The 13897-nt window shown below is 64.8% G+C and carries 8 protein-coding genes; 5 read left to right on the forward strand and 3 right to left on the reverse strand.

The window, feature by feature from the left end; translation table 11 throughout:
- Positions 1 to 175: 175 nt before the first annotated feature.
- A complete protein-coding gene (gene mutS / locus NKJ81_RS11000; protein ID WP_352540501.1) occupies positions 176 to 2866 on the forward strand; it encodes a DNA mismatch repair protein MutS in 2691 nt (896 codons plus the stop codon).
- Between the two features lie 227 nt (positions 2867 to 3093).
- Here mutS and NKJ81_RS11005 read toward each other — a convergent pair whose 3' ends face one another.
- From NKJ81_RS11005 to NKJ81_RS11015, 3 genes are all read right to left on the reverse strand, one after another.
- Positions 3094 to 3939 (reverse strand): aldo/keto reductase, encoded by an 846-nt coding sequence (locus NKJ81_RS11005; protein WP_352540443.1) that lies wholly within the window; start codon positions 3937 to 3939, stop codon positions 3094 to 3096.
- 109 nt (positions 3940 to 4048) lie between these two features.
- Positions 4049 to 4435, reverse strand: coding sequence for a CopM family metallochaperone (gene copM / locus NKJ81_RS11010; RefSeq protein ID WP_352540444.1), 387 nt, complete (start codon positions 4433 to 4435; stop codon positions 4049 to 4051).
- A gap of 43 nt (positions 4436 to 4478) precedes the next feature.
- Positions 4479 to 6983 (reverse strand): heavy metal translocating P-type ATPase, encoded by a 2505-nt coding sequence (locus tag NKJ81_RS11015; RefSeq protein WP_352540445.1) that lies wholly within the window; start codon positions 6981 to 6983, stop codon positions 4479 to 4481.
- 226 nt (positions 6984 to 7209) lie between these two features.
- Here NKJ81_RS11015 and NKJ81_RS11020 point away from each other — a divergent pair, with 226 nt between their 5' ends.
- The 4 genes from NKJ81_RS11020 to NKJ81_RS11035 all read left to right on the forward strand — a co-directional run bounded on the left by NKJ81_RS11020 (position 7210) and on the right by NKJ81_RS11035 (position 13688).
- Positions 7210 to 10008 (forward strand): [protein-PII] uridylyltransferase, encoded by a 2799-nt coding sequence (locus NKJ81_RS11020; RefSeq protein WP_352540446.1) that lies wholly within the window; start codon positions 7210 to 7212, stop codon positions 10006 to 10008.
- A gap of 46 nt (positions 10009 to 10054) precedes the next feature.
- Positions 10055 to 11653, forward strand: coding sequence for a murein biosynthesis integral membrane protein MurJ (murJ, locus tag NKJ81_RS11025; RefSeq protein WP_352540447.1), 1599 nt, complete (start codon positions 10055 to 10057; stop codon positions 11651 to 11653).
- A gap of 281 nt (positions 11654 to 11934) precedes the next feature.
- Entirely contained in the window at positions 11935 to 13011 is a 1077-nt protein-coding gene (gene trpS / locus NKJ81_RS11030; protein ID WP_352469976.1) for a tryptophan--tRNA ligase, read from the forward strand.
- Between the two features lie 185 nt (positions 13012 to 13196).
- On the forward strand, positions 13197 to 13688 hold the full coding sequence (locus NKJ81_RS11035) for a universal stress protein (RefSeq protein WP_352469977.1): 492 nt from the start codon (positions 13197 to 13199) through the stop codon (positions 13686 to 13688).
- Positions 13689 to 13897 lie beyond the last annotated feature (209 nt).

Below are 13897 nucleotides of genomic sequence, written 5' to 3' on the forward strand. Positions count from 1 at the left end.
CACCGCTTGAGATGGGTGCGCATGCTTTCTTTTGTGGAAGGTTCGGGATTAAGGCTACACTTCGCCGCTGTAAACCGCCAAGCATGGCTTGCAAAATTTTGGAAGCAGCTTCTTGAACGACGAGACGCCCATTCGAAGCGACAATGCCACGCCGGCCTTCGCGCCGGCGACGCCGATGATGGAGCAGTATATCGAGATCAAGGCGGCGAACCCGGATTCGCTGCTGTTCTACCGCATGGGCGATTTCTACGAGCTGTTCTTCGACGATGCCGAGAAGGCAAGCCGGGCGCTCGGCATCGTGCTGACCAAGCGCGGCAAGCACCAGGGGCTCGACATCCCCATGTGCGGCGTGCCGGTGCACGCCGCCGACGATTATCTGCAGAAGCTGATCGGCCAAGGGTTCCGCGTCGCTGTCTGCGAGCAGATCGAGGATCCGGCGGAGGCCAGGAAGCGCGGCGGCAAATCGGTGGTGCGCCGCGACGTGGTGCGGCTAGTAACGCCCGGCACCATCACCGAGGACAAATTGCTGGCGCCGTCGGAATCGAGTTTTCTGATGGCGTTGGGACGAGTCAAGGGCGGCAGCGGCGATACAAGAGGCGGGGAGCGCGGCAGCGCGACAGGGAACCAAGGAAGTTTCGCCCTAGCCTGGATCGAGATCTCGACCGGTGTCTTCCGCGTCGCCGAGACAACCGCCGACCGGCTGCTCGCCGATGTCTTCCGCGTCGATCCGCGCGAGCTGATCGTCGCCGAACCGGTGTTTTACGACCCGGAGCTGAAACCGGTCTTCGACGTGCTCGGCCGCGTCGCCAGCCCGCAGCCGCCGTCGCTGTTCGATTCGGCTTCGGCCGCCGGCCGCATCGCCCGCTTCTTCGAGGTGGCAACGCCGGACAGTTTCGGCTCGTTTTCGCGCGCCGAGCTGTCGGCAATCTCGGGCGTCATCGCCTATGTCGAGAAGACGCAGAAAGCCGAGCGGCCGCCGCTGTCGCGGCCGCAGCGCGAGGAGCAGGATTCGACGCTGTTCATCGACCCGGCGACGCGCGCCAATTTGGAGCTGCTGCGCACGCTGTCCGGCAGCCGCGACGGATCGCTGTTCAAGGCGATCGACCGCACGGTGACCGGCGGCGGTGCAAGGCTGCTCGCCGACCGGCTGATGGCGCCGCTGACCGATCCGGCGGCAATCGCCGCAAGGCTGGACTCGGTGTCGTTCTTCCGCTCCGAGACGCGCCTTTGCCAGGCGGTGCGGGCAAGCCTGAAGAGCGTCGCCGATATGCCGCGCGCGCTGTCCAGGCTGGCGCTCAACCGCGGCGGCCCGCGCGACCTCGGCGCGCTGCGCGCCGGTTTCGAAGCGGCCGGCGCCATCGCCGAACTGTTCGGCCAAACCGCCTTGCCGGGCGAACTGGCCGCGGCGTTGGGAGCTATCAAGGCGCTGCCGAATGAACTGGCGACGCATCTGGCGCAGGCGCTCAGCGACGAGCTGCCGTTGCTCAGGCGCGACGGCGGCTTTGTCCGTTCCGGCTACCATGCCGAACTCGACGAGATGCGGGCGCTGCGCGACGAGTCGCGAAAAGTGATCGCCGGGCTGGAGCGCTCGCTGATCGACGAGACCGGCATCCGCTCGCTGAAGATCAGGCACAACAACGTATTGGGCTATTATATCGAAGTCACCGCCAATCATCATGCGCTGATGACCGGCAGCGACGGCGCCAGGGCACGCTTCATCCATCGCCAGACCATGGCCAACGCCATGCGCTTCACCACCACCGAACTCGCCGAACTGGAAACCAAGATCGCCAACGCCGCCGACCGGGCGCTGGCGATCGAGCTTGCCGCTTTCGAGGCGCTGACGGCGGAAGTGGTCGGCCAAGCCGACACGATCCGTGCCGGCGCCGAAGCGCTCGCCGTGCTCGACGTTTCGGCCGCGCTTGCCTTGCTTTCCGAGAGCGAGGCCTGGTGCCGGCCGCTTGTCGATGCGAGCCTTGCCTTCGAGATTTCGGGCGGACGCCACCCGGTGGTCGAACAGGCGCTGCGGCGTTCCGGCGAAGGCCCGTTCGTCGCCAATGATTGCGATCTGTCGCCGCAAGGCGATGCCAAGGCCGGCGCGATCTGGCTGCTGACCGGCCCCAATATGGGCGGCAAGTCGACCTTCCTCAGGCAAAACGCGCTGATTGCCATCCTCGCCCAGACCGGCTCCTTCGTGCCTGCGGCATCAGCCCATATCGGCGTCGTCGACCGGCTGTTTTCGCGGGTCGGCGCCTCCGACGATCTGGCGCGCGGCCGCTCCACCTTCATGGTCGAGATGGTCGAGACGGCGGCGATCCTCAACCAGGCAGGCGAACGCGCACTGGTCATCCTCGATGAGATCGGCCGCGGCACCGCCACTTTCGACGGCCTGTCGATCGCCTGGGCGGCGGTCGAATATCTGCACGAGAAAAACCGCTGCCGGGCGATCTTCGCCACGCATTTCCACGAGATGACGGCGCTGGCCGGAAAACTGCCGCGGCTCTCCAACGTCACCATGCGGGTCAAGGAATGGGAGGGCGACGTGGTCTTCCTGCACGAGGTCGGCAAGGGTGCGGCCGACCGTTCCTACGGCGTCCAGGTAGCGCGGCTGGCCGGCCTGCCAGAGGCCGTCGTCGGCCGGGCCAAGGAAGTGCTGCACCAGCTTGAAGCAGGCGAGGTCTCGGGCAAGGCCAACCGTCTGGTCGACGACCTGCCGCTGTTTTCCGTGGCGGCGAAGCGGGAAGCGTCGAAGCCGGCGAAGAGTGATGGGCTGGGTTTGGCGCTAGCGGAGATCAATCCCGACGAGATGACGCCAAGGGAGGCGCTGGAGGCGCTGTACCGGCTGAAGGGGATGGTGGGGCAGTAGCCGTCGCTGGCTGAGCCCGCCGTCTGTCGGCATTCCTTCGCGCCCCCCTCTGCCCTGCCGGACATCTCCCCCACTTGGGGGGAGATTGGCAGCTTCGCTGGCAGTGTCTTTTCTTCGTTTGAAGTTGGCGAAAGCCGATGCGACGTCCAATCTCCCCACTCGTGGGGGAGATGTCCGGCAGGACAGAGGGGGGCGCGAAGGATCGCAACGTTGTACTGCGCGAACCCTCAAATCATCGCCAGGCCCGACTTCCGCCTCGGCGGTGGGAAGGCGTGGTCAATTTCGGCGAAATCTTCGCTCGTGAGCTCGATGTCCAACGCCGCGACATTCTGCCGGATATGCTCCGGGCGACTGGCCTTCGGAATGGCAATCACCCCGTCCTGCGCCATCACCCAGGCAAGAGCGATCTGCGCCGGCGTCGCACTGTGGCGGGCGGCGATGGCATCTAACCTGGCATTGCGCGCCAATACCCCCTGATCGACCGGCGAATAGGCCATCAGCGGCATGCCGCGTTGCCGGCTCCACGGGGCGAGGTCGAACTCGACGCCGCGCTGCGACAGATTGTAGAGCACCTGGTTGGTCTGGACGTTGCCGCCGGCCGGCAACCGAACCAGCTCTTCCATCTCATCGGTATCGAAATTGCTGACGCCCCAATGGCGGATCTTGCCGGCCGCCTTCAACGCTTCGAACGCCTCTACCGTTTCCATCAAAGGCACACTGCCCGGCCAATGCAGCAGATAAAGATCGATGCGGTCGGTGGCGAGATGCCTCAGGCTGTTCTCGCATGCCCGTTTCACGCCGGCGCGCGAGGCATTGGACGGCAGCACTTTGGAGACCAGGAAAACCTCGTCGCGGCGACCGGCGATGGCCTCCGCCACCACCTCCTCGGCGCCGCCGCTGGCATACATTTCGGCGGTGTCGATCAGCGTCATGCCGAGATCCAGCCCGAGCTTCAGGGCATTGGCCTCGTCGCCACGGCGGCGGCCGTCTTCGCCCATCTTCCAGGTGCCCTGGCCGAGCACCGGCACGGCTTCGCCGCAGGGCAGGGTGGTCGTTCTTATCGTCGATGGCATGGCATGCTCCAGTCCGAGGCCCGGATAGCACCACAGTCGCCAAGGCAAATCCAGGTGAAGCAGAAATCCAGGTGAGGCCTCTCGCCCGGATTCCCCGGCAGCGTGACGCCTACTTCACCGGATGTGCGGCGAGCCAGTCCTGCATCTGCTTGATCTCGGCCTGCTGCGCGGCGATCACTGCTTCGGCCAGCTTGCGGATTTCCGGATCCTTGCCATTGGCGAGCTCGATCTTGGCCATGTCGATGGCCGCCTGGTGATGCGGGATCATGCCGCGGGCGAAATCGACGTCGGCATTGCCGGAATATTCGATCGCCATCATGTCGGCGTGCATCTTGTCCATCGCCGCCTTGTAGCCCTCGGTCGAGGGACTCTGCGCGCCCATTGCGCCCATGTCGTGCTTCATCTCCTCGGCTTGTGCCGGAACGCTTTCGAGGAAAACAGCAAGCAGCATTCCCGCCGCCATCATCAGCAGCACGATCTTCTTGGCCAGGGTCATTCATCGTCTCCTTTTTTGAACAGGGTCTATCTGGAAGTTTTAATCAGAGTTTCAACGTCCTGAGCCGCAATGCGTTGGCGATCACCGAAACCGAAGACAGGCTCATCGCCGCCGCCGCAATCATCGGCGACAGCAGCGTGCCGGTGAGCGGATAAAGCACGCCGGCAGCAACCGGCACGCCAAGCACGTTGTAGAGGAAAGCGAAAAACAGGTTCTGGCGGATGTTGCGGATCGTGCCCTGGGCAAGCGTGCGGGCTCGGACGATGCCGTTGAGATCGCCCTTGACCAGCGTGATCCCCGCACTCTCGACCGCGACATCGGCGCCGGTGCCCATGGCGATGCCGACATCGGCAGCGGCGAGTGCAGGCGCATCGTTGACGCCGTCGCCGGCCATGGCGACGCCGGCGCCGTTTGCACGCAATTCCTCGACCAGCGCACCCTTCTGCTCGGGCAAAAGCCCGGCACGCACCTCGTCGATGCCGAGCTTGGCTGCGATGGCTTTTGCCGTGCGCTCGTTGTCGCCGGTCGCCATGACGATCTTCAGCCCGCTGTCATGCAGCGCCTTGATCGCCTCGGCGGTGGTCGCCTTGATCGGGTCGGCGACGGCGACGAGGCCGGCGAGCCGGGTGCCGACAGCAACGAACATCGCGATCTTGCCGTCGGCCTGCAGCGCCTCGGCACTGGCCAGGACCGACGCCGTGTCGATGCCGAGATCGGCCATCATCGCGGCATTGCCGAGCGCCACCTTCTGCCCCGAAACCGTGCCGGAAACGCCCTTGCCGGTGACGGCCTCGAAACCGCCGGAGTCGGGGACCTTCACGCCGCGTTCGCGGGCGCCTTCGACGATCGCCTCGGCCAGCGGATGCTCCGAGCCTTTTTCGAGACCGGCGGCGAGCGCCAGCAGCTCGTCCTGCGCCATGCCTTCGACGGCAACGACATCGGTCAGTCGCGGCCGGCCTTCGGTCAGCGTTCCCGTCTTGTCCACGATCAGCGTATCAACCGAGGCGAAGCGCTCGAGCGCTGCTGCTTCCTTGATCAGCACGCCGGCATGCGCGCCGCGCCCGGTGGCGGTCATGATCGACATTGGCGTGGCAAGGCCGAGCGCACACGGACAGGCGATGATCAGCACCGAGACCGCCGAGACGATGGCAAACACCAGGCTGGGTTCCGGTCCGACGATCGCCCAGGCGACGAACGCAATGATGGCGACCAGCACGACGGCCGGGACGAAGTAGAACGAGACGCGGTCGGCCAGCCCCTGGATCGGCGCGCGTGAACGCTGAGCCTTGGCGACAAGCTCGACGATCCGCGCCAGCGTCGTCTCGGCGCCGACTTTGTCGGCGCGCATGATCAGCGAGCCGTTCTTGTTGAGCGTGCCGCCAGTGAGGTTGTCGCCTTCGGTCTTCTCGACCGGCAGCGGCTCGCCTGTGATCATCGATTCATCGATGGAAGAGCGTCCTTCGAGCACAGTGCCGTCGACCGGCACGGCGTCGCCTGGGCGGATGCGCAAGCGGTCGCCGGCCTTGACCGTATCGAGCGGCACGTCGTTTTCGGAACCGTCCGCGCCGATCAGCCGCGCCGTCTTCGGCGCCAGGTCGAGCAGCGCGCGGATCGCCGAGCCGGTTTTCTCGCGGGCGCGCAATTCCAGCACCTGGCCGAGGAACACCAGCGCGACGATCACCGCCGCCGCCTCGAAATAGACCGGCACGGTGCCGTCATGGCCGCGGAACTGGTGCGGAAAGAGGCCTGGAAACAGCGTGGCGACGACGCTGTAGAGATAGGCGGCACCGACGCCGAGCGAAATCAGCGTCCACATATTGGGGCTGCGGTTGAGGACCGAGTTCCAGCCGCGATGGAAGAACGGGAATGCCGCCCACAGCACCACCGGGCTGGCCAGCGCCAGCTCCAGCCAGACCTTCGCGCGGTCGTCGATGAAGGCCTGGAACGTCAGGCCGAGCATCGGCGCCATGGCGATGAGCAGCAACGGCACGGACAGCACCGCGCTCACCCAAAAGCGCCTGGTGAAGTCGACCAGTTCCGGGTTAGGTCCCTCGTCGCCGGTCGGCACGCCCATCGGTTCCAGCGCCATGCCGCAGATCGGGCAGGAGCCGGGCTTGTCGCGGATGATTTCGGGATGCATCGGGCAGGTGTATTGCGTGCCCTTGGGCATCGGCTGCGGCGCCGGCCTGTCGCCGAGATATTTTGCCGGCTCGGCTTCGAACTTCGCCTGGCAAGCGGCCGAGCAGAAATAGAAGCCTCGGCCCTCGTGCCGCAAAAAGTGCTTGGCCGTGGCGCGATCGACGCTCATGCCGCAGACGGGATCGGTTGCGGTCAGGTATTTTTCCGGCTCGGCGACGAATTTCGCGCGGCAGCTCTCGCTGCAGAAATGATAGCGACGGCCGTCATGCTCGGCGGTCGGCTTGCCGGCAGCCGGATCGACGTTCATGCCGCAGACCGGATCGCGGATGACGGCGTCCGCAGCAGAGGGGGCGCCTTTTGCCGAGCAGCAGCTGCCATGGGCGTGATGATGGTGATCGGAATGCGTCATGCCGAAAGCCCCTGTATTTCGATGTTGCGGCGGAGGTAGTGCTTCCAGTAACTGGAAGGTCAAGGGCCGATTTCGATTTTTCGTGGCCAGGCCCTAACCGAACCGGCAGCGGGCGCGAGATGATCGTCCTGTCGGTGGCCGTGGAGAACGCGTCCGTCCGCCCCATACCCAGCGCCGCGAAAACGCGCTATAGACGCCGCCGAAACGGCGAGGCCGAACGGCATTTATGGCAAGAATATCCCTGAAGCTCGAGGAACTGATCGACGGCGAAGCCTTGCGCCGCGAGATGACCGAACTGACCGCGGCCACGGCAGGCGACGGCTCCGGTAAGGCCGCGCGCAGCGGCGTCCTCAAGCTTCTCAAAAGCCGGCTCGCCGACGGCCGCACGGTCGCCGAACGCATGCTGATGGACGATGGCAGCGGCACCGCCTGCGCCGCCCGGCTGTCGCATCTGATGGATGAGATCATCCGCGCGCTCTACGATTTCGCCGCCACCCATGTCTATCGCGTCAAAAACCCGTCATCGGCCGAGCGCATGGCGGTCGTGGCCGTCGGCGGCTATGGCCGCGGCACGCTGGCGCCCGGGTCCGACATCGATCTGCTGTTCCTACTGCCCTACAAGCAGACGCCGTGGGGCGAGCAGATCGTCGAATACATGCTCTACATGCTGTGGGACCTCGGGCTGAAGGTCGGCCACGCCACCCGCAACATCGACGAGTGCCTCAGGCTGTCGCGCACCGACATCACCATCCGCACCTCGATCCTGGAGGCGCGCTTCCTGTGGGGCGAGCAAAAGCTCTATGACGAGCTTTTGCAGCGCTTCGACCATGAGGTGGTGCGCACCACCGGCCCCGAATATGTCCAGGCCAAGCTCGCCGAACGCGACGAGCGCCACGCCAAGGCCGGCGAGAGCCGTTACCTGGTCGAACCCAACGTCAAGGACGGCAAGGGCGGCCTGCGCGACCTGCAGACGCTGTTCTGGATCGCCAAATATTTCTACCGCGTGCGCACCGGCGAGGAACTGGTCGACAAGGGCGTCTTCACCGACGCCGAATACAGGGAATTCCAGAAGGCCGAGGATTTCCTATGGGCGGTGCGCTGCCACATGCATTTCCTCACCGGCAAGGCCGAGGAGCGGCTGCATTTCGATATCCAGCGCGATATTGCCGAGCGGCTGGGCTACACCACCCATCCCGGCCTGTCGGCGGTCGAGCGATTCATGAAGCACTACTTCCTCGTCGCCAAGGATGTCGGCGACCTGACCCGCATTTTCTGCGCCGCGCTGGAAGAAGAGCAGGCCAAGCATGTGCCGGGCTTCAACCGCATCTTTCTCACCTTTTCGCGCCGCAAGCGCAAGCTCGCCGGCACGGCCGATTTCATCGTCGACAACCACCGCATCAACATTGCCGACGACGAGGTGTTCGAGCGCGATCCGGTTAACCTGCTCAGGCTGTTCTGGTTTGCCGACAAGCATGGCCTGGAATTCCACCCCGATGCGCTGAAGCTTTTGACCCGCTCTCTCGGCCTCGTCGGCAAGGCGCTCAGGCGCGACGAGGAGGCCAACCGGCTGTTCCTCGATGTGTTGACCTCGGACCGCAACGCCGAGCTCAATCTGCGGCGCATGAACGAGGCCGGACTGCTGGCAAAGCTGATCCCGGACTTCGGCAAGATCGTCGCCATGATGCAGTTCTCGATGTACCACCACTACACCGTGGACGAGCATTTGATCCGCTGCATCGGCGTGCTGGCCGAGATCGAGCGCGGCGACGGGGAAAAGATCCATCCACTCGCCCACTCGCTGATGCCGGGGCTGAAGAAGAGCCGCGAGGCGCTCTATGTCGCCGTGCTGCTGCACGACATCGCCAAGGGCAGGCCGGAGGACCATTCGCAAGCCGGCGCCAGGATCGCCCGGCGCATCTGCCCGCATATGGGGCTGTCGCCGGCCGACACCGAAACGGTTGCCTGGCTGGTCGAGAACCACCTCGTCATGTCGATGACGGCGCAGACCCGCGATCTCAACGACCGCAAGACGATCGAGGATTTTGCCGCCATCGTGCAGTCGGTCGAACGGCTGAAGATGCTGCTTGTGCTTACCGTCTGCGATATCCGCGGCGTCGGGCCTGGGGTCTGGAACGGCTGGAAGGGCCAGTTGCTGCGTACGCTCTACTACGAGACCGAGCTTTTGTTGACCGGCGGGTTTTCGGAGGTGTCGCGCGCCAAACGGACGGCGGCGGCGCGCGAACAACTGGCCGAGGCGCTTGCCGACTGGCCGGAAAAGGCCCGCAAGCGTTATGTCGGCCAGCACTACGAGAACTATCTGCTGGCGGTCGATCTTCCCGACCAGCTCCGCCATGCCGAATTCATCCGCGAGGCCGATCACGCCGGCAAGAAGCTCGCCACCATGGTCAAAACCCACCAGTTCGAGGCGGTGACCGAGATCACCGTGCTGGCGCAGGACCATCCGCGCCTGCTCTCGGTGATTGCCGGCGCCTGTGCCGCGGCCGGCGGCAACATCGTCGACGCGCAGATCTTCACCACCTCGGACGGCCGCGCGCTCGACACCATCCTGATCTCGAGGGAGTTCGACCGCGACGAGGACGAGCGCCGCCGTGCCGAGCGCGTCGGCCGGCTGATCGAGGACGTGCTGTCGGGCAAGAGCTGGCTGCCCGAAATGATCGAGAAGCGCACCAAGCCGCGGCGCGGCGCCAAGGTTTTCCGTATTCCGCCACGCGCCGAGATCCGCAACACGCTGTCGAACCGTTTCTCGGTGATCGAGGTCGAGGGGCTGGACAGGCCGGGCCTTCTGTCGGAGATCACCGGCATGTTGTCGGACCTGTCGCTCGACATCGCCTCGGCCCACATCACCACCTTCGGCGAAAAAGTCATCGACACGTTCTACGTCACCGATCTCACCGGCCAGAAGATCGACAGCCCGTCGCGCACCGCGACCATCCGCAACAGGCTGATCGCGGTGCTCGAGGGCACGGCGTCCGAGCGCGGCAAGACCAAAACGGCCGCCGAGTGACTGTTACCTTCCATTTGCCCCAATCGCACAGGCAGTCTTCAAGCGCATGAGCCTTGTCAAGAAATTCGCCACGGTCGCTTCCGGCACGCTGATGAGCCGCGCCCTCGGTTTCGGCCGCGAGATGCTGATGGCTGCTGCACTTGGCACCGGGCCGATCGCCGACGCCTTCAATGCCGCCTTCCAGTTTCCCAACACCTTTCGCCGGCTGTTCGCCGAAGGCGCCTTCAATGCCGCCTTCGTGCCGCTGTTCGCCAAGGAGATCGAGACACACGGCACCGACGGCGCCAAGCGCTTTTCCGAAGAGGTGTTCGGCGTCTTGTTCACGGCGCTTCTGGCGCTGACCATCGCCATGGAACTGGCGATGCCGCTGATCGTGCGCTATCTGGTGGCGCCGGGCTTTGCCGACACGCCGGGAAAATTCGAGACGACGGTGGCGCTGGCGACCGTCATGTTCCCCTACCTGATCTGCATGTCGCTCGGCGCCATGATGGCCGGCATGCTGAATTCGCTGCGCCGCTATTTCGCCGCTGCGGTGGCGCCGGTGTTCCTCAACGTCATCCTTATCGCCGTGCTTGCCTATGCCTGGTACAAGGGTTCGGACGCCCGCACCGTTGGTTTCGGCCTGGCTTGGGGCGTGCTGGCGGCCGGCCTGGTGCAGCTGGCGATCGTCTGGGCGGCGGTGCGCCATGCCGGCATTTCGATCGGCTTCCGGCGGCCGAAGATGACGCCGAACGTCAAGCGGCTGCTGATCCTGGCGCTGCCGGCGGCGATCACCGGCGGCATCACCCAGATCAACCAGCTGATCGGCACGGCGATCGCATCGGCGCAGGACAGTGCGGTGTCGTCGCTGGCCTATGCCGACCGCGTCTACCAGCTGCCGCTGGGCGTCGTCGGCGTCGCTGTCGCCATCGTGCTGTTGCCGGAACTGTCGCGGGCGCTGAAATCGGGCAATCTGGTCGAGGCCGCCAATCTGCAGAACCGCTCGGTCGAGTTTACCCTTTTCATGACCTTGCCTGCGGCGGCCGCGCTGCTGGTCATGTCCGAGCCGATCGTGCGGCTGGTCTATGAGCGCGGCGCCTTTGCCGCCAACAATTCGACGCCGACGGTCGCGGCAATCCTGGCGATCTTCGGGCTCGGCCTGCCGGCCTTCGTGCTGATCAAGGCGTTCACCCCAGGCTATTTCGCTCGCGAGGACACGCGCACGCCGATGATTTTCGCCGCCATCTCGGTGGCGGTTAACATTACGACGGCACTGACGCTGTTTCCGACGATGGGCGCGCCCGGCATTGCCGTTGCCTCCGCTGTCGCCGGCTGGGTCAATGCGGCGATGCTGCTCGCCGTGCTGATCCGGCGCGGCCATTGGGGCCGCGACGTGCCGCTCATGAAACGCATCCCGCGGCTGGTGCTGTCGGCGGCGGTGATGGCCGCGGCGCTCTATTTTGCCGAACACTGGTTCGCCGCAAGTCTCGGCTCCGGCTCGCTGCTGGTGATCAAGGCGGTAACCCTGCTTGCGCTCGTCGCCGGCGGGGCGCTGCTTTACTTCGTCACCGCCTTCGCCACCGGCGGCGCCGATTTCGGCATGATCCGCCGCAATATCGGGCGCAAGGGCTCCCAGCCGGTCAAGGAGCAATCTCCGGATCCGTGAGGGGGAAAATTCATCAGCGCCAATTTTGTTCTTGCTTTGTGCCGGCAGCTATGCTATTAATCTCAGTATGGTGCTAATTGGCTCCAACGACCCGCCCACCGAGGCGGGTTTTTGTTTCTGGTCGGCGCCATCCCTCAAACAGCCTTCTGTTCGGCCGACGTCAAAGCCTGCGCGCCCTGGCCCACGCCCCTCTTGATCGTCTCCTCGCTCTCGTCCATAAGCGCGCCGTCGCAAGACTTTCGCCGCGCGCGAAACGGCCCTCCACAAGCCAGGGAAACACCATGACCGATCAGCCCCCCTTCAAACCGCTCGTTTTTTCCGGCGTCCAGCCAACTGGCAATCTGCATCTCGGCAATTATCTCGGCGCCATCAAGAAATTCGTCGCCCTGCAGGACACCTCCGACTGTATCTATTGCGTCGTCGATCTGCACTCGCTGACCGCACAGCTCGTCCATGAGGATCTTCAGGACCAGACGCGGTCGATCACCGCGGCGTTTCTCGCCTCCGGCATCGACCCGACCAAGCACATCGTCTTCAACCAGTCGCGGGTGATGCAGCACGCCGAGCTTGCCTGGATCTTCAACTGCGTGGCGCGCATCGGTTGGATGAACCGCATGACGCAATTCAAGGACAAGGCGGGCAAGGACCGCGAGAACGCCTCGCTCGGCCTGCTCGCCTATCCCTCCCTGATGGCCGCCGACATCCTCGTCTACCGCGCCACCCACGTGCCGGTCGGCGACGACCAGAAGCAACATCTGGAGCTGACCCGCGACATCGCGCAGAAATTCAACAACGACTTTTCGGACCGCATCGCAGCGCTTGGCGTCGGCGTCGAGATGGAGGTCGGCGAAGAGACGGTGAACGGCTATTTCCCGCTGACCGAGCCGGTCATCGGCGGCCCGGCAGCGCGCATCATGTCGCTGCGCGACGGTTCGAAGAAGATGTCGAAGTCGGACCCGTCGGACCTGTCGCGCATCAACCTGACCGACGATGCCGACGCCATCTCGAAGAAGATCCGCAAGGCCAAGACCGACCCGGAGGCTTTGCCCGGCGAACTGGACGGGCTTGCCGGCCGGCCGGAAGCGGAAAACCTCGTCGGCATCTATGCCGGCCTCGCCGAAATCTCGAAAGAGGCGGTGCTGAAGGAATATGGCGGCCAGCAGTTTTCGGTGTTCAAGCCGGCGCTGGCCGACCTTGCGGTGGAAAAACTGGCGCCGATCGCCGGCGAGATGCGCCGCATCTCCAGCGACCGCGCCTACGTCGACGCGGTGCTGCGGGATGGCGGCGAGCGTGCCGGCACATTGGCCGAAGCGACCATGAAGACCGTGCGCGACATTATCGGCCTGCTGCAAGGCTAATGCATGTCGCGCAAAAGTGTGCAGCGGTTTTGCGATAACGACATGCATAAAACAAGAACCTGAAGCGCGTCGCTGGTCGAACGCGACGCGCTTTAAGCTGCACCAGCATTGCCACAGCCGCCGGTCGCTTGCGGGCGGGCTGAGGCGGTGGCAGATTGCGACCGAAACCATCGAACAGGGTGAATATGGTCTCCAAACGCCTCAGCCGCGAAGCCGGTCATCGCCGCAAGTTCCTGGCGATCATCGACGACACGCCCGAATGCGAGCGCGCCGTCGCCTACGCCTCGAAGCGGGCGCAAAGCACGGGCGGCGTGCTGGTGCTGCTCTATGTCATCGAGCCGGATGATTTCCAGCACTGGCTGGGCGTCGAGAAGATCATGCGCGAGGAGGCGAACGCCACGGCGCGCGCCGCACTCGACAGCTACGCCAACAAGGTGCGCCAGAAGCTCGGCATCGAGCCGGAACTGGTGGTGCGCGAAGGCAAGCCGACCGAAGAGATCCACAAGCTGATCGAGGAAGACCAGGACATCGCCATCCTGGTGCTGGCGGCAGGCGCCGGCAAGGAAGGGCCTGGGCCGCTGGTCGGCGCGGTCGCCGGCAAGGGCGCCGCCTTTCCGATTCCCGTCACGGTGGTGCCGCAGAACCTGTCGGACGAAGAGATCGACAGCCTCGCCTGAGATGCGCTGATATTCAGGTGAGGCCGGCCTGCAATTGGCGGCTTCCTGCGCTTCCGGTGCTCACGTACCAAAAGTACGCTCCGCTCCGGTTCTCGGAACCCACCATTTTCGGCTCGGCCTGACCTGAATCTCAACACATCTCCAAGCGTTTCAGGGCGCTAGCAAAACATTCCGCCAGCCAGCCGTTCCCCGCGATGCCTTTCGCTTGA

Origin of the sequence: Mesorhizobium sp. M0018, assembly GCF_040323955.1 — a bacterium.
Classification (GTDB): Bacteria; Pseudomonadota; Alphaproteobacteria; order Rhizobiales; family Rhizobiaceae; genus Mesorhizobium.

Bases quoted from the DNA above. Each gene is read 5' to 3' on its own strand.
- murJ (WP_352540447.1), top strand. From the start codon at position 10,055: ATGAGCCTTGTCAAGAAATTCGCCACGGTCGCTTCCGGCACGCTGATG.
- NKJ81_RS11005 (WP_352540443.1), bottom strand. From the start codon at position 3,939: ATGCCATCGACGATAAGAACGACCACCCTGCCCTGCGGCGAAGCCGTG.
- mutS (WP_352540501.1), top strand. From the start codon at position 176: ATGATGGAGCAGTATATCGAGATCAAGGCGGCGAACCCGGATTCGCTG.
- trpS (WP_352469976.1), top strand. From the start codon at position 11,935: ATGACCGATCAGCCCCCCTTCAAACCGCTCGTTTTTTCCGGCGTCCAG.
- NKJ81_RS11015 (WP_352540445.1), bottom strand. From the start codon at position 6,983: ATGACGCATTCCGATCACCATCATCACGCCCATGGCAGCTGCTGCTCG.
- NKJ81_RS11020 (WP_352540446.1), top strand. From the start codon at position 7,210: ATGGCAAGAATATCCCTGAAGCTCGAGGAACTGATCGACGGCGAAGCC.
- copM (WP_352540444.1), bottom strand. From the start codon at position 4,435: ATGACCCTGGCCAAGAAGATCGTGCTGCTGATGATGGCGGCGGGAATG.
- NKJ81_RS11035 (WP_352469977.1), top strand. From the start codon at position 13,197: ATGGTCTCCAAACGCCTCAGCCGCGAAGCCGGTCATCGCCGCAAGTTC.